18 protein-coding genes are annotated in these 17,099 nt (G+C 68.9%); 9 read left to right on the top strand and 9 right to left on the bottom strand.

Annotation, left to right across the window (positions count from 1 at the left end; translation table 11 throughout):
* Positions 1–15: 15 nt before the first annotated feature.
* The 7 genes from AC069I_RS35465 to AC069I_RS35435 are packed head-to-tail and all read right to left on the bottom strand — an operon-like array spanning position 16 to position 6,502.
* On the bottom strand, positions 16–1,545 hold the full coding sequence (locus AC069I_RS35465; RefSeq protein ID WP_478224487.1) for an FAD-dependent oxidoreductase: 1,530 nt from the start codon (positions 1,543–1,545) through the stop codon (positions 16–18).
* The gene (locus AC069I_RS35460; RefSeq protein ID WP_478224486.1) at positions 1,542–2,273 is read right to left on the bottom strand and encodes a class I SAM-dependent methyltransferase; all 732 of its coding nucleotides are present in this window, start codon (positions 2,271–2,273) and stop codon (positions 1,542–1,544) included. Before AC069I_RS35460 ends, AC069I_RS35465 begins: the two co-directional genes overlap by 4 nt.
* Positions 2,270–2,590, bottom strand: coding sequence for a lycopene cyclase domain-containing protein (locus AC069I_RS35455; RefSeq protein ID WP_478233354.1), 321 nt, complete (start codon positions 2,588–2,590; stop codon positions 2,270–2,272). Before AC069I_RS35455 ends, AC069I_RS35460 begins: the two co-directional genes overlap by 4 nt.
* On the bottom strand, positions 2,587–2,928 hold the full coding sequence (locus AC069I_RS35450) for a lycopene cyclase domain-containing protein (protein ID WP_478233355.1): 342 nt from the start codon (positions 2,926–2,928) through the stop codon (positions 2,587–2,589). Before AC069I_RS35450 ends, AC069I_RS35455 begins: the two co-directional genes overlap by 4 nt.
* Positions 2,929–3,891, bottom strand: coding sequence for a phytoene/squalene synthase family protein (locus AC069I_RS35445; protein WP_478267335.1), 963 nt, complete (start codon positions 3,889–3,891; stop codon positions 2,929–2,931).
* On the bottom strand, positions 3,888–5,405 hold the full coding sequence (gene crtI, locus AC069I_RS35440; protein WP_478224482.1) for a phytoene desaturase family protein: 1,518 nt from the start codon (positions 5,403–5,405) through the stop codon (positions 3,888–3,890). Before crtI ends, AC069I_RS35445 begins: the two co-directional genes overlap by 4 nt.
* Positions 5,402–6,502 carry a polyprenyl synthetase family protein gene (locus AC069I_RS35435; RefSeq protein WP_478224481.1) on the bottom strand — a complete coding sequence of 367 codons (1,101 nt, stop codon included), beginning with the start codon at positions 6,500–6,502 and terminating at the stop codon, positions 5,402–5,404. The genes crtI and AC069I_RS35435 overlap by 4 nt, the downstream gene beginning before the upstream one ends.
* Positions 6,503–6,925: 423 nt before the next feature.
* Between AC069I_RS35435 and AC069I_RS35430 the strand changes: the two genes are divergently transcribed.
* From AC069I_RS35430 to AC069I_RS35410, 5 genes are all read left to right on the top strand, one after another.
* Positions 6,926–7,816, top strand: coding sequence for a MerR family transcriptional regulator (locus AC069I_RS35430; protein WP_478224480.1), 891 nt, complete (start codon positions 6,926–6,928; stop codon positions 7,814–7,816).
* A gap of 83 nt (positions 7,817–7,899) precedes the next feature.
* Positions 7,900–8,928 carry a Rieske (2Fe-2S) protein gene (locus AC069I_RS35425; protein WP_478267334.1) on the top strand — a complete coding sequence of 343 codons (1,029 nt, stop codon included), beginning with the start codon at positions 7,900–7,902 and terminating at the stop codon, positions 8,926–8,928.
* Between the two features lie 199 nt (positions 8,929–9,127).
* A complete protein-coding gene (locus AC069I_RS35420) occupies positions 9,128–9,952 on the top strand; it encodes an SAM-dependent methyltransferase (protein WP_478267333.1) in 825 nt (274 codons plus the stop codon).
* A gap of 97 nt (positions 9,953–10,049) precedes the next feature.
* Positions 10,050–10,925: an alpha/beta hydrolase family protein gene (locus tag AC069I_RS35415; RefSeq protein ID WP_478224477.1), complete on the top strand. Its 876-nt coding sequence runs from the start codon at positions 10,050–10,052 to the stop codon at positions 10,923–10,925.
* 133 nt (positions 10,926–11,058) lie between these two features.
* Positions 11,059–11,568, top strand: coding sequence for a hypothetical protein (locus tag AC069I_RS35410; RefSeq protein ID WP_478267332.1), 510 nt, complete (start codon positions 11,059–11,061; stop codon positions 11,566–11,568).
* A 71-nt stretch (positions 11,569–11,639) separates the two neighbouring features.
* Here the strand turns inward: AC069I_RS35410 and AC069I_RS35405 are convergent, their stop codons facing one another.
* Together AC069I_RS35405 and AC069I_RS35400 are read right to left on the bottom strand one after the other, a co-directional pair.
* Positions 11,640–11,828, bottom strand: a complete 189-nt coding sequence (locus tag AC069I_RS35405; protein WP_478224475.1) for a hypothetical protein — start codon at positions 11,826–11,828, stop codon at positions 11,640–11,642.
* A 154-nt stretch (positions 11,829–11,982) separates the two neighbouring features.
* Positions 11,983–12,417, bottom strand: a complete 435-nt coding sequence (locus AC069I_RS35400) for a VOC family protein (protein ID WP_478224474.1) — start codon at positions 12,415–12,417, stop codon at positions 11,983–11,985.
* Positions 12,418–12,529: 112 nt separating this feature from the next.
* On the opposite strand from AC069I_RS35400, the gene AC069I_RS35395 reads away from it, so the two are divergent.
* The 4 genes from AC069I_RS35395 to AC069I_RS35380 form a co-directional block, all read left to right on the top strand.
* Positions 12,530–13,066, top strand: a complete 537-nt coding sequence (locus AC069I_RS35395) for a MarR family winged helix-turn-helix transcriptional regulator (protein WP_465510141.1) — start codon at positions 12,530–12,532, stop codon at positions 13,064–13,066.
* A gap of 124 nt (positions 13,067–13,190) precedes the next feature.
* Positions 13,191–14,708 (top strand): MFS transporter, encoded by a 1,518-nt coding sequence (locus tag AC069I_RS35390; RefSeq protein WP_478224473.1) that lies wholly within the window; start codon positions 13,191–13,193, stop codon positions 14,706–14,708.
* A 67-nt stretch (positions 14,709–14,775) separates the two neighbouring features.
* Positions 14,776–16,041, top strand: coding sequence for an FAD-dependent monooxygenase (locus tag AC069I_RS35385; protein WP_478267331.1), 1,266 nt, complete (start codon positions 14,776–14,778; stop codon positions 16,039–16,041).
* Positions 15,975–17,099 (top strand): WD40 repeat domain-containing protein (locus AC069I_RS35380; RefSeq protein ID WP_478267330.1); only part of this gene is annotated, 1,125 nt, incomplete at its 3' end. The genes AC069I_RS35385 and AC069I_RS35380, both read left to right, overlap by 67 nt.

Below are 17,099 nucleotides of genomic sequence, written 5' to 3'. Positions count from 1 at the left end.
ACGCGCCATAGGCGTTCAGTCGGACTTCGAGGCGGCCAGCCGGTTCAGCAGACGGATCCGGCCGTGGTTGGGGACCGACCGGATCGGGTGCCCGGCAAGGCCCCAGTGCCCGAGAAGGGTGTTCGCCGCGGTCCAGCCGGTGGCGGCCGCGCGTTCCATGAGGGCGACCGGGAGGTCGATCCGGATGCCGTCGCCCGCGAGCGCGAGGGCCGGGTCCGGGGTTTCCACCGTGGGCCGTCGGGCGAAGTCGCCGACGCCGAACAGCGGGCAGTCTTCGCGCCACAACGTGATTTCGCCGACGACGCGAGCTTCCCGGGTCTCCGGGTAGATCTCGTGGAGGCGGCCTTCCAGTGCCTTTTCCAACCCGCTCGAGTCCTCGGTGGTGGCCGCGTAGGCGTGCAGTTCGACGACCGATCCGCCGGTGCGGGCGGCCCAGCGCCGAGCTTCTCCCTCGTACCGGTCGAGCAGGCTGATGTTGTCCAGCGGCGGGATGCTTCCGGTGCCGAGGAACGGTGAACGATGTGACTCGACCGGGCGGTCGAGCCAGAGCCGCCGGACCAGGAAGGGCGGGGCGGTACGCGAACCGCCGACGTCGGCTCGCCAGGCCTCGGTGCCGATACCCGGTGAAGCGGCGACGATTTCGCGCAGCCCGGAGACGTCGCAGGCGAGGACCACGCCGTCGAAGTTCTCTGTCCGGCCGCCTGATTCGATGGCGAAACCTTCCGGGGTCCGGCCGAGGCCGGTCACCGTCGTGCCGGTGCGGATGTCGGTGCGGCGGCCGGTGAGATAGCTCGCGAGCGGGTCCCAGAGCGCTTGGGGGAACGGCTCGGTCGGTACGTCGAAGACCAGACCTTCGCTGGAGCCCAGGAAATACAGGTGGAACATGGTCGCCAGCTCGGCGGCCGACAGGTCGCGCGGGTCGGCGAAGAAGCTGCGGGAGAAGACCTCGAACGCGAGGTGCTTGGCGGCGGGCGGGAAGTTGATCGCTTCGAGGAAGGTCGAGGCGTCGGTGCGGTCGAGCCGGTGGTAGATCTCCGGCACGCTGACCGTCGCCAGCGGCAACGCCTCGCGGCCGCTGAGATGCAGCAGATCCTTGCGGGTGAAGGTCGGGCTACGCCAGGCGAACGCCACCGCGTTCCACGGCGGGGTGCGCGGAAGCCCGGCGAAGGTGTCGATGCGGCCGTGTGCGTCCAGCAGCGGGTAGTCGGTCAGCGGGGTGAGCCGGTCCAGCCGCGGATCGGTGCGCGCGAGCAGGGCGCGCAGGTTGTAGTACTGGCGGAAGAACGCGTGGAAACCCCGGCTCATGGTCACCGCGGTGCCGTCCGCCAGCTGTTCCCGCCAACCGCCGACCCGGCCGCCGAGATGGCCCTCGCGTTCGAAGACGGTGACGGCGACGCCGCGTTCGGCCAGTCCGGTAGCCGCGGTGAGCCCGGCGATGCCGCCGCCCACGATCGCGGCGGTGGGACGCCGTCCGAGCAGTCCGGCGTCGGCCAGCCCTGGCGGGGCCGGCCGGGTGACGCGGCGGGGGTCCCTGGGGCCGGTCACACCGTCTCCGAGGGCGCGGTGCCGACGACGGTGTGGACGATGTCCCGCTGCCAGCCGCCGACGGTCGCGGTGTGGACGCCGGTGAAGCCGGCGTCGGTGAGGCGCCGGGCGAGTGAGGTGACGCCGTCGAACTCGAGGACACTGCGGCGGAGATGACGGTAGAGCGTGGCGTCGCCGGTGGTGAGCTTCCCGAGCGGGATGATCACACCCGCGCAGACGGCGTTCCAGACCCAGCGGGCGCGCGGGGAATCGCGGACGGAGTACTCGTGCACCGCGATCCGCCCACCCGGCCGGAGCAGCCCGCGAAGCCGTCGCAGCTGCGTGGTCGGGTCGATGAGATTACGCAGCAGGTACGCCGCCAGGATGCCGTCGAACGGACCGTGGATCCCGGCCAGCTCCTCGACCGGTGTGTGCACGAATTCGACGCTGTCCGGCCAGGTCTTGCTCCGGGCTCGCTCCAGCATTTCGCCGGACGCGTCGAAGGCGGTGATCCGGGCGTTCGGCATCACCGACAGGAGGGCCGCCGTGGACGCGCCGGTTCCGCAGCCGGCGTCCAGCACCCGCGATCCGGATGCCTCCGCGGGAAGGGCGAGCCGCCGGGCCGAAAGGCGCAAGTGTTCGTGGTAGCCGGGATTCGCGCCGACGAGGCGGTCGTAGAACCGGGCTTCGGTGTCGAAGGCCGAAGGCACGGTATCGCGCGGCAAACCGTCCCGCGCCATGGCGTTCATCGCGCCTCCTCTTGTGCTCGGGCTCGTTCCCACAGCAGCAGTACGGCGGTCACCATCGCGAAGCCGAAGAGGAAGTCTTCGACCGGGATGTCCCAGGGAAACCGCCAGCCGGTGATGTGTTCGGGCGCGTAGAGGACGATCGGCGAGGACAGCTTCGTCAGCCAGCCGTCGACGGGGATCTGGAAGCCGGTGACGATCGCCATGGTGAGCCAGTAGGCGGGTTTGCGGAACAGCCCGGTCTTCAGCACGGCGAGCTCGAACAGTACGACCACGATCACCGAGACGACGGCCGGAACGGTGTAACCCCAAGGGATCATCGCCGGACCACCTGTTTCCCTCGGCGCCGGACCGCGGTGAGGGTGAGCTGGACCGCTTCGTAGGTCAGCACCCCGCAGATCGGGATCACGACGAAGAACAGGATCTCTTCCAGCGGAAGGGAGAACGGGGCGCGGACGCCGGTGACGAATTCGGGCGCGTAACTCCAGACCTCACCGGCGATCGCCAGCGCGTCCCAGACGAGGAAGACCACGGCCACCGGGAGCAGCGCGCGGGCGAGGCGTTTCGGCTGCCGGTAGACGCGGGCGCCCGCGATTTCCAACGGGAGCGTCACCAGGACGCATGCCGCCAGTACGACCAGGTATTCGACCTTGCCCACTCAACCCACCGCCGACGGGGGAGCGGGGGCGGGATGCCGCGTCCGAGCCCACTGTGAACGGGCGAGCGCGCCACAGGCGACCCCGAGCCGGCGGCGCCGGGACACCGTCGCCCGGCCGGCGAAGACGTCGTGGCCGGCGTCTTCGATCCGGTCGAGGATCTCCCCGTACAGGATCGCGGCGGTGGCCACGCAGGGGCGTGAGACCGGATGCAGCATCGCGATTCCCGGCCGCGCTTCGGCGTAGACGCGCCGGGTCACCGCGATCTGTTCCTTGATCGCGGCCCGCACGCGGACGTCGGCTCGGCCGTGCTCGGCGCACCAGGAGAGCCGTTCGCGGTCGACGTCGTGTTCCTTGAGTTCGTCGGCGGGCAGATAGACCCGGCCGCGCGCGAAGTCCTCGGCGACGTCGCGGAGGAAGTTGGTCAGCTGGAAGGCCTTGCCGAGCGCGGCGGCGCGCGGTGCCGCCTCTTCGCGAGGAGCCACGGCGCCGAGGATCGGGAGCACCTGCAGGCCGATCACCTCCGCCGAGCCGCGCACGTAATCGTCGAGATCGTGTCTGGTGGCGTAGTCGGTGACGCTCAGATCCATCCGCATCGACGTGAAGAAGTCGCGGAAGAGCGGTTCCTCCAGCTCGTACCTGGCCGCCGTGTCGATCACCGCCGCCAGCAGGGGATCGTCACTGGTCCCCGCGGTCAGCTCGGCGAGAAACCGATCCTCCACTTCGGACAGTCGTGTGGCCAGGGACTCCGGGGTGGCGTCCGCGTCGGGCTCGTCGACGATGTCGTCCAGCCATCGCGCGAATCCGTAGAGCGCGTGGACGGCGGGCCGTTGCGCTGGGGTCAGCATGCGGGTCGCCAGAAAGTACGTCCGGCCATGCCGGGCGTTGATGTCGCGGCACCAGGTGTACGCGGCTCGCAGGCTCGGGTCGTGGATTTCGGCGGCGTCGAGTTCGCGTCGGGTCATCGGCTCGCCTCCGTGGTCAGGTCGAGGACGCGCGAGCGGCGTCCGGGCACGCCGGTGATCCGGTCGGCGGCCAGCCTGCCGGAGATCAGCACGGTCGGCACGCCCACTCCCGGCACCGTCGCACCTCCGGCGAGGACGACGTTTTCGGTGCCACGTGGGAGGTTTCGGGGCCGGAACGGTCCGGTTTGGACGAAGGAATGGGCGTAGCCGAAGGGGGTTCCGGCCACGAGCCCGCGGTCGGCCCAGTCGGCGGGGCTGATGACCTCGGTGAACTCGGGTTCGAAATCCGGCAGGAGCCGCTGCCGCGCGACGGCGAGGATCTCCTCCGCGTACGGTCCGGCTTCGGCGGCCCAATCCGCGGGGCCCCGGTCGAGATTCGGGACCGGCGCGAGGATCGAGTAGAGCTGACGGCCCGGCGGTGCGAGGCCCGGATCGGTCGCGGTCGGCCGGGTGATCAGCAGGGACGGGTCGCTCATGCGGCGGCCGGTGGTGATGAGTTCGTCGAAGGTCGAGCGCCACCCGTGTCCGAAGGAAATGGTGTGGTGCCCGACATCGGGCCGGGTATCGGGGCCGCCGGTGTGCAGGATCAGCGCCGACGGCGCGGGCCGCAGCGGAACAGGCCGCGTCGGAGCTCGGCCGAGCAGCCGGTAGCTCTCGGGCAGCTCGGTCGTGAGGACGACGGCGTCGCACGGATGGCGTTCGCCGGCGGCAGTGCGGACCGCGTGGATCCGGCTGCCGTCGCGTTCGAGCGTGCGCACGGGGTCGCCGTAGTGGAAGGTGACGCCGTTCTCGGCGGCGACCCGGGCGAGCGCCTGGGGCAGTGCCGCGACCCCGCCGGGAGGGAAGTACACGCCGCCGACAGTGTCCATATAGGAGATGACCGCGTACAGCGCGAGCGCCCGCATGGGCGACTCGCCCGCGTAGAGCGCTTGGAAGGTGAACACCCGCTTCAGCCGCTCGTCGGACAGGAAAGACCCGATCTTCGGGTCCAGCCGCCGGAATCCGCCCAGCGCCACCAGACGGGCCAGATCCGGGTTGAGCATGCCCAGCGGTGAGTCGATGTTCGAGTCGATGAACCGGCCGAACTCGGTGCGGTAGAGCCGGGTCAGCCAGTCGCGCAGCCGGAGGTAGCCCGCGGCCTCGGCAGGCCCGGCGAACTCGCGTACCGCGTCCGTCATCGCCGCGGCGTCGGTGTGCACGGGCAGGGTGCTGCCGTCGGCGAACTGTGCCAGGTAGGCCGGGTCGAGCCGGGTGAGCGGCAGTTCCTTGTCCAGTTCGGCGCCCACGGCGCCGAAGGTGTCCCGCAGGATCGACGGCATGGTCAGCACCGTCGGGCCGGTGTCGAGCAGATAGCCCTTGCGTTCGACGCGCCCCGCGCGGCCACCGGGGCCCGGGTCGCGTTCGAGGACGGTGACCTCGCGACCGCGACCCGCCAGGTGCAACGCGGCCGCCAGCCCCGACAACCCCGCTCCCACGACGACGATCCGGTCCGTCCGGCCGGGCACCGTTTTCACTGGTCGCGCTCCGTGCACCGGGTGGCGAGGACGGCCAGCGCGTCCGCGGACTGTCGGGGGACGACGGCTGGGTCGATGACCGCGAGCGCCTTGTCGGCACGTTCCCGGATGAGTTCGCCGAGGCGTTCGCGTGCGCCGGTCGCCGTGATCAGTTCGCGCCATCGGGCCACCGCGTCGTCGTCGACCGTGGTCAGGTTCAGCAGTTCGCCGAGTTCGTCACGCTGCCGCCGGTCGGCCATCTCCACGGCGAGCACCACGACGCTGGACGCCTTGCGATCGCGGAGGTCCTGGCCGGCGGGTTTGCCGGTGACCGCGGGATCACCGAAGACACCGAGCAGGTCGTCCTTGAACTGGAACGCCTCGCCGACCAGGCCGCCGTACTCGGCGAGGGCGGCCATGACGTCCGGACCGCAGCCCGCCAGCGCCGCGCCGAACTCCAGCGGCCTGCGGACGGTGTAGTTGCCGGACTTCCGGCGCAGCACGTCGAGCAGCGCGTCCCAGCCGGGAAGCGTCCGGGCGTCGTTCACCAGATCGGCGAGTTGGCCCACCGCCAGCTCCGCGCGCATCGCGTCGTACCTGGGCCAGCCGCGCGACAGCGTTTCCGCGTCCAAACCGGACTCCCGGAGCAGCTGCTCCGACCAGACCAGGAAAAGGTCACCGGCGAGCGTCGCCGCGGATTCGCCGAACCGGTCGGCGGAGCCACTCCACCCCTGTTCGGCATGCCACCGCGCGAACCGCACGTGCAGCGCGGGACGGCCCCGCCGCAGCGCCGAGGCGTCCATGACGTCGTCCTGCGCCAGCGCGAAACAATGGAGCAATTCCAAGCTCGACGCGGCCCGCAGAGCGGCGTCCGATTCCGGGCCTCCGCATCGCCAGCCGACATAGGCGAACATCGGCCGGAGGAATTTCCCTCCGGCGAGGAACTGAGGGAGGACGGTTTCCGCGAGTTCGCCCTCGCCACGGCCGGAAAAGTGCTCGGCGGCCCGTGCTGCGACGAAACCGTGGGCTTCGGCAAGACAACGCCCGCTCAAAGCGTCCAGCCAGGCGACCTGCGCCTCCTTCGACGGCACTGTTCCCGCCGCCATTGTCGACGCCATCGCCTTCCCTCCGCCGATCCGGTGATTTCGTTTCATAACCGTTTCACGTCTGGTGTACCTTGTCTACTAGATCCGGCGGTACGCCCGCAACTCGAGCGGTGTCGGCTGATAGGGCAAGGAAATCGTGGGTTTCCCGGGATTTCCCGGCTCAAACCCGGATCGCTCGCGGATCGAAGAAAGACCGTCTCGCGGACGAGAGTGGCCCGGTCCCCGCCACCCTCAGGAGCCCGGCGCCCCTCGCGCCTGGCTCCGGATGCCCGGCGGCGCCTGGTGTGGACCGGTCCTTCCCTTGGGCCCCTCCGTGGCGCCGCCGGGCGTTCTTCGTTCCGGGGACGGTATGCGCCTGCCCACGTCCGGTGACCTCGTAAGCTGCCCGCAGTGATAGCCCTGTGAGCGGGCACTGGCACCGGAAATGTGGAACGGATGGACGTCGACGAGATGAGCGGCCTTGGCGGCCCCCGAGCCGGCGGTTCGTGGACCCCCGGCAAGGTCGCCGAGATGCTGGGCGTCTCGCCGGTCACGCTCCGGACCTGGGATTCGCGTTACGGGGTCGGCCCCACCCTTCGTGCAGGCGGGCGTCATCGCCGTTACTCGGACGCGGATGTTCGCAGGTTGCAGCATATGCAGCGGCTGATCGACCGGGGAATTCCCGCCCGCGAGGCGGCCGCGGCGGCGTTCTCCGGTATCGGTGAGACGGTCCCGGTCGTACCCGTCGACAGGCTGGTCGACGAACTCGAGCAGGCCGCGGAAGACCTCGAGTTCGCTTCCATCGCGGCGTTGCTGGACGAGACCCTCGACGCGGTCGGCGCGGCGGCGACGTGGGCCGACGTGTTGCTGCCGATCCTGCGTGGCCTCGGAGGCCGCTGGTCCCGGGGTGACGTGTGTTTCGAGTCGGAATGGGCGCTCACCACCGAGGTTTCCCTGGCACTGCAACGCTACGTCGCCCGATTCACCACCGCGCCGTCTGAACGCGGAGTACTCATCGCCTGTTGCCCGGAGGAGCGGCACAGCCTGCCGGTCGAGGTTCTCCGGGCGTCCCTGGCGGAGATCGGTGTCCCCGCCGTCTACCTCGGTCAAATGGTGCCCGCGGAGACCTTGGCCGGTCTGGCGTCCAGAATGGATCCGGTGCTGGTGGTCCTGTGGTCGATGTCCGCCAGTACCGTCGACGTCCTGCTGTGTGAGCGTCTGCAGCGGCAGGGGTCCGAGGTCGTAGTCGCCGGTCCCGGCTGGGAGGGCCTCAACGTTCGTGGCGCGCCCTGGGTCAACGATCTGACCACCGCGCTGGAGGTCGCCGCCGCCCGCTTCAAAGCCTGAACCGTTGCGAGATCGCTTCAAGTGCCTGAGGATTGCTGGGTATGGATCGTTCCGGCAGAGGACGCGCGGCAGGAGGGTTTCCGGTGGATCTCAGGCGGCAGGTGGTCGAGCGCTGGCCGGCGAAGTGGCCGGTCCAGCCGTTCCGGGAACCGGCTTGGGCCCGGCAGGAACCGACCTACCGCGAATGCCGCCCCGCGCTGATCGACGCCGCGGTCAAACGCGCCGACGCCCGTCCGGCGGGCAACTGGTTCGTCGTCGCGGCCAGTCGTGAGATCGGCGCGGATCAGCCACTGGGTCTGCGCGCCGGTGGCCGGGAACTGGTGGCCTGGCGTGGTCCGGATGGTGACCTGGTCATCGGCCCGGGTGCCTGCCCGCATCTCGGTGCTCCGCTCGACCAGGCTCGTGTCCATTGTGGAGAGTTGGTCTGCCGGTGGCACGGATTGCGGATCGGGCCCGAGCGGCCGGGCTGGTCACGGCTGCCGTCCCATGACGACGGAGTGCTCGCCTGGGTTCGCCTCGACCGCTTCGGTGGTGAAAGCCCCACGGAGTGGCCGATCGTGCCCGTCCGTCCGCGAGGCGACGTCACCATCGACGCGGTCGCGACGCTGACCGGGACCTGCGAACCGGTGGACGTTGTCGCGAACCGGCTCGATCCTTGGCACGGAGCGTGGTTCCATCCGTACTCGTTCACCCGGCTGAAGGTCCTGTCGGCTCCACAAGGGAACGACGTCACCGGCGCCGAGGACAAGTTCGTCGTCGAAGTGACCTTCCGGCTCGCCGGGAAACTGGGCGTGCCGGTGATCGCCGAGTTCACCTGCCCCGAGCCGCGCACGGTGCTGATGACCATCGTCGACGGCGAAGGCACGGGCAGCGTGGTCGAAACCCATGCCACGCCGCTCGGGAACGGCCCCGACGGACGACCGCGTACCGCCGTGATCGAGGCGACGATAGCCACGTCCGACCGGCCCGGTTTCGCCAAGGCCGCCCGGATCGCACCGGCTCTGCGGCCCCTGATGCGCCGTGCGTCCGCGCGTCTCTGGCGGGACGACCTCGCCTACGCCGAGCGGCGCTATGCCTTGCGAGCGGGAGACGTCGCCGATGGCCGGGCATGAACCGACGTCGTGATCGTGGGTGCGGGCAGATGCTGGGCGCGGTGCAGAAACCGCTGCTCAAACTGCGGCATGTCGATGGGTGACGAGAACCTGTGGCACGTGGTGGACGCTCCGGCGGTGGGCGTCGAGCCGTTCCGGACCCGGTAGTGTGCCGGTACTGATGCGCCTCTGTGAAAAACTCTTGGGGTACACGATGAGCATGGATGAGGATGCCCGTGTGGCCGCGTCGGTGGACAAGGTCTCGGTGGGGCGGGTGTATGACTATCTGCTCGGCGGGACGCACAACTATGCCGTCGATCAGGCGTTCGCCGAGCAGCAGCTTGCGGTGCTGCCGGAGATCCGGGATTTCGCCCGTGCGAATCGGGCGTTCCTCGGCCGGGCTGTCCGTTTCATGGTCGGGCAGGGCATCCGGCAGTTCGTGGACATTGGCTCCGGATTGCCGACGCAGGGCAATGTGCACGAGGTCGCCGATGAGGTGGCACCGGGTGAATGCCGGGTGGTCTACATCGACAACGAGCCGATTGCCCGGGCGCACGCGCAGATCCTGCTGGAGCAGACTGCGGACCCGAACCGGCATGCCGCGCTGGACGCCGATTTCTTCGACCGGCGTCTGCTGTGGGATCGGGTGCTCGACACGGGCCTGATCGACCGGACGCAGCCGATCGGGCTGCTGCTGGTGGCCCTGTTGCATTTCATGCCGGACGAGCAGAATCCGCACGCCGCGCTCGGGTTCCACCGCGCGATGCTGCCGCCGGGCAGTTTCCTGGCGGTGTCGCATATTCATGTCGCGCCCGAGGACGTCGAGACGCAGAACGCGGGCAAGAAGGTGGCGCAGGAATACGGGCGCCGGACCAACCACACGGCGATCATGCGGTCGCGTGAGCAGATCGCCGAGTTCTTCGGAGACTTGGAGCTGGTAGAGCCCGGCCTGGTGTGGCTACCTCAATGGCACCCCGACATCGCGTGCGCCGGCAAGGACGCCGCCCGGTCGCGTGGCCTGGCCGGCGTCGCGCGCACCCACTGAAAGTCCGAGACCGACCTGAATTGGTTCAGCTGTCCCTACCGATGAGCTCGTACGCGATGTAGCTTTCTCAAGCGCCGAGGTGGTGTTGGCGGGATCGATGGCTGTTCCCGATGGCGGTGTTCCGGCTCCGGGGGTGGTCATGGTAGGTGGGTCCGGACCGTCGGACCGGAACAACGACACTCACTTTCCCCCGATCCGCCGACACCTCGTGGAAGCCGGGATCGCTGTGCTGTCATACGACAAGCGCGGTGTTGACGCGTCCTCCGGTGACTGGCGCGAAGCGACCATCGACGACTTGGCGGTCGACGCCGTCGCCGCCCTGGACTTCCTCCGTGCGCAACCCGGAGTGCAAGCCGAAACCACAGGACTGTTCGGGCACAGCGAAGGCGGCTGGGTCGTCCTGTGCGCCGCGGCCCGAGAGGATGTTCCCTGGGTGGTCACCAACGGCTGCCCCGGCATGACACCCGCTGCTCAGGACCGGTACGCACTGGCTAACGCCCTCCGGCAGACAGTCGGCGTCACGTCCGACGACGTCGATACTGCTCTGGCCGCGTACGACCGTCTTGTCGGCGCCGGTCGGCACGGTGCCGACTTCGCCGAAGCAACGAGACTGGTCCGGTCCGCGCCGATCTCTGCTGCTGTCAATGATCTGTTCAGCGAGTACTGGGCCGAGATGGACGAGAGTCTCTGGGAGTTCACCAAGCGCAAGCAAGACCACGATCCGATCCCGAACGCGCTGCGCCTGCACTGTCCGCACCTGGCGATCTTCGGTGGCGCCGATGAACTGGTTCCGGTGGCCGACAGCATCTATCTGTTCTCCGCGGCCGGCTGCCATCCCGATCGCCATCCTCGGGCCACGCTGACCGTTGAGGTGTTTCCCCACGCCAACCACCGCGTTCAGGTAGACGGCGGCACCGGTCTGGCGTCCGGCTACCTCGAAACCCTGACCCGGTGGATCACAGAGCGGACTTGACATCGATTCGCCCAGCCGACGCACGCCCATCGGCAGAAGCGGACGGGCAAGCGATTGCATGGGTCAGCCGTCTGAGCTTGACCTTCCCACTTCGGGGCGGAAACTCGGCATACCCAGGGCTGTGGTGTATTGGGTGGCCAACGCCTGCATAGCCTCGAGCTTCTGTGTTGCGGCGGCCAGGGTGGTCTCGATCGCGGCGACCTCACCGAACCAGCCCTGCTCCTTCGCCTCATCAAGTCGGTCGGCTCACACCCCGGTGAGATCCACAGGCAGGCTCAGCATCTCCCAGCTGGCCCTCGAAGCAGGCGTCAAACGCTGGTATCTCACCCACCAGCACCTGGACCTCAAGGACCTGTTCCAAGCTCGTGTGAAGGCAGCGGACAACACCCCGGCCGCGTTCGAGAAGCGACTCGGCGACTACGAGTTGCTCAAGAAGAAGCACGCGGAGCTGCTGACCTACACCGCAGGACTTGAGGAACGCCTCGCAATCTACGCCGCGTCGCTCAACCTGCTGAGTCTGGAGAACGCTGCCTTGGCCGAACAGAGCAAAACCGCCGCCCGCGTTACTCCCATCCGGCCTCGGTCACCGCGCCTGAATACTGAGGGACTGGCCTTGTCAGCCGGAGTGGCGGACGTGACGTGATCATTCCTTCCGGACTAGGAGCGGGGCGCAACGCACTCGATGCGACATGAGCGGATGGGGCGCGGGCGAAGCTAGGGCTGGCGCAGCGGCTGCCGGCGGCGGCGGTGCTGTCCGATGTCGACGTTGTCGTCCACATCGGACACGTGATTGTCGGGCAGTACGTGGCCGAGAAGCTCAGTGTTCCCGCCGTGCCCGCGCTCCCGGGTGCCGATGTATGTGTCGGCGAGCGAGTTCTCCGGCCCGGCCAGGATGTTCCGCAAACGCTGCCGCGCTGGCTCAACCGGGCCACGTTCGCGGGTATGCGGAGGCCGGCGCTGCTGTTCGGGCGGGAGGTCGACCAGTTGCGCACTGGGCTCACCGGTCGAACCGCCCTGACCTTGTGGGTGGCGGGATCGAAGGGGCCCGGAGGTTGCTTCAGGAGGTGGATAGCTCGCCGGGTGAGGTGCCGAAGAGCCAACGGTTTCCTTCGGGGTCTTGGAGTTCGCAGTCGCGGGTCCCGTGAGGCGTGTCGTAGGGCTCGCGGACCACGTCGGCTCCGGCGGCGACGGCGCGGGCGAAGAGCGCGTCGGGGTCGGGTTCGACGACGTAGCACCGAACCGGCGCCACGGGCATCCGCTGTCGTGGATCGACGTAGTCGTTGCCGTCCAAGCCCAGCATGATGCCGCCGCCGCGAGGGCCGGCGAGTTCGGCGTGAACGAGTTGCCCGGTGTGGTCGGGATAGGCGACCCTGACCTTGAAACCGAATGCCGTTTCGTAGAAGTCGATCAAAGTGCGAAGGTCACGGCATCGCAGGGTGGGCCAGATTTGAGGGCCGGCCGGGGTGAGCCCGGCCGTGTTGCTTGTCGTCATGAGGACCAGACGGTAGGAGGCGACCCCGCTGCGGGGGAAGACCTGGGCCTGGTGGCAACCATCACAGAAACTCGCTAAGCTAGTTAGTGACTTATCTAGTAGTCTACTGGCCATGACTTCCTCTGCTCGCGGCTCTCGTCGCGCCGACACGACGCCCGCCGCCGGGCCGGACCATCTGCCTGGTCGGCGGACGGTCGAGTCCCCTGGCGTGGGCAACGCGGTGATGGAACGCCTGCAAGAGGTGGGGACGTTGACGCGGGTGATCGAGCAGCGCCTAAGCGGGGCTCTGGGGATCAACGCCACGGATCTGGCGGCAATGGAGCACCTCACCACCGACGGCCCGTTGACCGCCAAGGAGCTCGCGGACAGGCTGCGGGTCTCGACCGCGGCGAGCACGCACGTCGTGGACCGGCTGGAGAAGGCCGGGCACATCGTCCGCCGTCCGCATCCCACCGATCGCCGCAAGGTGATGGTCGAGCCGGTCGCGGAGTCGGCGGACCGGCTCTTCGGTCACTTGCGTCCGCTGCTGCGCGGCGTGGAGGGCCTCGTCGAAGCGCTGGCCCCCCGCGACCGGGATGTCGTGGAGGCCTTCTTGACCGGAGTCGTGCAGATCTACACGGACACAGCGGACTCCTTCCCCAAGCGCTGACTTTTCTCGCCGCGGCAGGCAAGCCGCCACACATGCCCACCGGGGGCGTTCGTTCCGCGCGGATGTCCTCCGGCGTACGAACGCGCCTGGAAACGGGCGCTACCACCAGAATCTGGAGAAAATCATGTCTATACCCGAGAAGAAGATATCGCCGCGGGCGGTGTGGTGGCTGCTGGCCACCGTGCTTGTCGTCGAGTTGATGGATCTGATCGACTCGACGATCGTCAACGTGGCGGGCCCGTCGCTCGAGCGGTCCCTGGGTTCGAGTCCGGTCGGCTTGCAGTGGGTGATCGGCGGCTACGCCCTGACGCTCGGCGCGGGCCTCGTGCTGGGCGGGCGGCTCGGTGACCGCTTCGGCCGCCGTCCGATGTTCCTGTTCGGGCTCGTGGCCTTCACCCTCGCGTCGCTGCTGTGTGCGGTCGCGCCGAGTGTCGGACTGTTGATCGCCTTCCGCCTGGTCCAGGGCGTGGCGGGGGCGATGATGCTGCCGCAGGGCCTCGGCATCCTGCGCGACAACCTGACGCCCCGTGATCTCACCAAGGCCCTCGCGATCTTCGGGCCGGTGCTGGGACTCGGCGGTGTGCTGGGCCCGGTATTGGGTGGTGCGCTGGTCGACTGGGATGTGTTCGGCCTCGGCTGGCGGCTGGTGTTCCTGGTCAACGTCCCGGTCGGTCTCGTCGCACTGGTGTTGGCCTGGCGGCTGGTGCCCCGCGGCGCCGGGGTCCGGACTCTGCGCGTGGACATCGTCGGCGCGGTGCTCGTCGCCGCCGCGTCCGCGCTGCTGGTCCTGCCGCTCAACGAGGGGCAGGCCGCGGGATGGCCGTTGTGGACTTGGCTTTCGCTGTCCGCCGCCGCGCTCGGCTACGTCGGATTCGCGCTGTGGCAGCGCCGTGTCGTGCGCCTGGACCGCGACCCGCTGGTCACCCCGGCCCTGTTCGGCAAACCCGCGTTCACCGTCGGGCTGGCCGCGGTCGCGCTGTTCTTCGGCGGCCTGATCGGCACCCAGCTGGTGCTGACGTTCTTCCTGCAGATGGGCCAGGGTTTCACCGCAGGGGAGGCCGGGCTGGGCAATCTGCCGGTCGCGCTGGGCACCGCCGTCGGCGGCGGGATCAGCGGGGGATTGCTCGCCGCCAAACTCGGCAGGGCCGTCCTGCAAGCCGGGGCCATCGTCCAGTTCGCGGGTGTCGCCTGGCTGTGGATCGCTCTGGCCGACACCACCGGTTTCACGATCTGGCAGATCGTGCCCGGCAGCGTCGTCGCCGGCATCGGTGCGGGCATCGTGATCGCCGCGGTGTTCAACACCGTGCTCGGCGCCGTCGACGACGACGAGGTCGGCTCCGCCTCCGGCGTCCTGTCCGCGGTCCAGGCGATCGGCGGCTCGGTCGGTGTCGCGGTGTTCAGCACCGTGTTCTTCGCCGACGTCACCCAGCCCACCGAGAGCTTCCGTGACGCCCTCGTGGTCCAGGCGATCGTCATCGGACTGTTCCTGCTCATCTCACCGCTGTTCCCCCGTCGCGCCCGCCCCGACGACGCGGACCTCGCCGCCGATACCGACGCCACGACACCGGCGGACATCGTGGACGCGGACACCACGGTGGCGAGCGCCGCGCCCGCCTCCCGGACCGCAGACGGCTCCCGCTGATCATGGGCACCGCGCCCGGTGCCCATGATCAGGCACCCCAGCATCCCGCTCCGTAAGGAGGACACCCATGTCCCGCACCATCTTGATCTCCGGCGCCAGCATCGCCGGGCCCGCGCTCGCCTACTGGCTCCACCAGCACGGCATGACCGCGACCGTGATCGAACGCGCGCCGGAACTACGCCCTGGCGGGCAGACCGTCGACCTGCGCGGCGCCGGCCGCACCGTCATCGAACGGATGGGCCTCGAACAGGCCGCCCGCGACCGCATCACCCATGAGGAGGGAATGCACTTTGTCGACGCCCGCAACCGGATCCGAGCGTCGTTCGGCACCGATTCCCTTGATGGCGACGGGTTCGTCACCGAACTGGAACTCCTGCGCGGTGAACTCGCCAGCCTGCTTCACCAGCACACCCGCGACGACATCGACTACGTCTTCGGCAACGAGATCACCGGGCTGACCGACACCGGCGACGGCGTGGACGTCACCTTCCGCAACGGCGCGGACCGGCGATTCGACCTCGTCGTCCTCGCCGACGGCCTCCGATCCCGCACCCGCGACCTCGTCTTCGCCGACATCGCCCGCACCCGCTCGTTCGGTCTCTACACCGCCTACTTCACCATTCCCCGCGCCGAGTCCGACGGCCGCTGGGCCCGCTGGTACAACGCCCCCGGCCGCCGCGTCGTCCTCCTGCGCCCCGACAACCAAGGCACCACCCGCGCCTCACTGTCCTTCCTGTACCCGCAACCCGGACTCGAACGGCTGCAAGCCCCCGCACAACAGGACTTCCTGCGCCGCCACTACGCCGACGCCGGCTGGGAAACCCCACGCGTCCTCGACACCATGGCCGACTCACCGGACTTCTACTTCGAATCCATCGGCCAGATGCACCTCAAGCACTGGTCACGCGGCCGGATCGCGGCCGTCGGCGACGCCGCCTACTGCGCCTCCCCGCTCAGCGGCATGGGCACCAGCCTCGCCCTCGTCGGCGCCTACGTCCTCGCCGGCGAACTCAGCCGACACACCGACCACCACGACGCCTTCCACGCCTACGAAACCATCATGCGGCCCTACGTCGCACAAGCACAGAAAGTCCCATGGATCGCGCCCCGCCTGGCCTCCCCGAAAACCCACACCGGCATCCGCCTCCTCAACACCATCGCAAGCCTCGCCACCAACCCCAAAATCAGCCGCCTCGCCACCCGATTCACCAACCCACCCTCAGACGCCATCAACCGGTCGCCGTCACCACCGGTTATGACGACACCGTGCGGATCTGGCACCTCGCCACAGGCGAGGAGATCACCACCATCGCCGTCCACATCAAATCGGTGACGGCGGTGGCCTGCAGCAGGCTCGACAGCCGACCAATCGCCGTCACTGTCAGCCACGACCACACTGCGCGGGTGTGGGATATCGCCACGGGCGAGGAGATCACCACCTTCACCAACCACACCCGTGCGGCGCTGGCGGTGGCCTGCAGCATGCTCGACGACCGACCGGTCGCCATCAGCGCTGGCGAAGACCGCACTGCGCGGGTGTGGGATATCGCCACCGGTGAGGAGATCACCACCTTCACCAGCCACACCGACTCGGTGATGGCGGTGGCCAGTAGCACCCTCGACGGTCGACCCGTCGCCATCACCGCCGCCGACGACACAACTGCGCGGGTCTGGCGATTTCCTGCCGTGGCCACAACTTCGCCCGCATCCCGCGGCCACTCTGCCAATATCTGCGCCGAGACAAGCAGCGTGCTGGATGGCCGACCGGTTGCGGTCACCAGCGGCGACGACGGCACTGTGCGGATCTGGGATCTCGCAACCGGCGAGGAGATCACCACTCTCGCCAACCGCGCAGACTTAGTGATGGCGGTGGCCAGCGACACTCTCGATGGCCGACCGATTGCCGTCACCAGCGGCAAAGATGACACCGTGCAGGTCTGGGACCTTGCGACCGGCGAAGACATCACCACCTTCACCCACCACACCGGCCCGGTCATGGCACTGACCTGCAGCAACCTCAATGGCCGACTCGTCGCCATCACTGGTGACTACGATGGTGTCGTCCGGGTTTGGGACCTCGCCACCGGCGCTGAGATAGCCACCTTCACCAGCCACACGGATACGGTGATGGCGGTGGCCAGCAGCACCCTCGACGGTCGACCCGTCGCCGTCACTGCCGGCTACGACGACACTGCGCGGGTGTGGGACCTTGCGACCGGCGATGAGATCACCACCTTCACCCACCACACCAGCTCGGTATGGGCAGTGGCCAGCAGCGCTCTCGATGGCCGGCCTGTCGCCATCACTGGTGACTACGATGGTGTCGTCCGGGTTTGGGACCTCGCCACCGGCGCTGAGATAGCCACCTTCACCAGCCACACGGATACGGTG

The organism is Amycolatopsis sp. NPDC043885 (genome assembly GCF_056435685.1).
This window is presented reverse-complemented; position numbering and strand designations above follow the sequence as displayed.

What these genes read in the sequence shown, in the direction of transcription:
- AC069I_RS35400 (WP_478224474.1), bottom strand. Translation starts at nt 12,417, where the DNA reads ATGACGACAAGCAACACGGCCGGGCTCACCCCGGCCGGCCCTCAAATC.
- AC069I_RS35455 (WP_478233354.1), bottom strand. Translation starts at nt 2,590, where the DNA reads ATGATCCCTTGGGGTTACACCGTTCCGGCCGTCGTCTCGGTGATCGTG.
- AC069I_RS35430 (WP_478224480.1), top strand. Translation starts at nt 6,926, where the DNA reads ATGGACGTCGACGAGATGAGCGGCCTTGGCGGCCCCCGAGCCGGCGGT.
- AC069I_RS35395 (WP_465510141.1), top strand. Translation starts at nt 12,530, where the DNA reads ATGACTTCCTCTGCTCGCGGCTCTCGTCGCGCCGACACGACGCCCGCC.
- AC069I_RS35435 (WP_478224481.1), bottom strand. Translation starts at nt 6,502, where the DNA reads ATGGCGTCGACAATGGCGGCGGGAACAGTGCCGTCGAAGGAGGCGCAG.
- AC069I_RS35385 (WP_478267331.1), top strand. Translation starts at nt 14,776, where the DNA reads ATGTCCCGCACCATCTTGATCTCCGGCGCCAGCATCGCCGGGCCCGCG.
- AC069I_RS35415 (WP_478224477.1), top strand. Translation starts at nt 10,050, where the DNA reads ATGGCTGTTCCCGATGGCGGTGTTCCGGCTCCGGGGGTGGTCATGGTA.
- AC069I_RS35445 (WP_478267335.1), bottom strand. Translation starts at nt 3,891, where the DNA reads ATGACCCGACGCGAACTCGACGCCGCCGAAATCCACGACCCGAGCCTG.
- AC069I_RS35460 (WP_478224486.1), bottom strand. Translation starts at nt 2,273, where the DNA reads ATGAACGCCATGGCGCGGGACGGTTTGCCGCGCGATACCGTGCCTTCG.
- AC069I_RS35390 (WP_478224473.1), top strand. Translation starts at nt 13,191, where the DNA reads ATGTCTATACCCGAGAAGAAGATATCGCCGCGGGCGGTGTGGTGGCTG.
- AC069I_RS35420 (WP_478267333.1), top strand. Translation starts at nt 9,128, where the DNA reads ATGGATGAGGATGCCCGTGTGGCCGCGTCGGTGGACAAGGTCTCGGTG.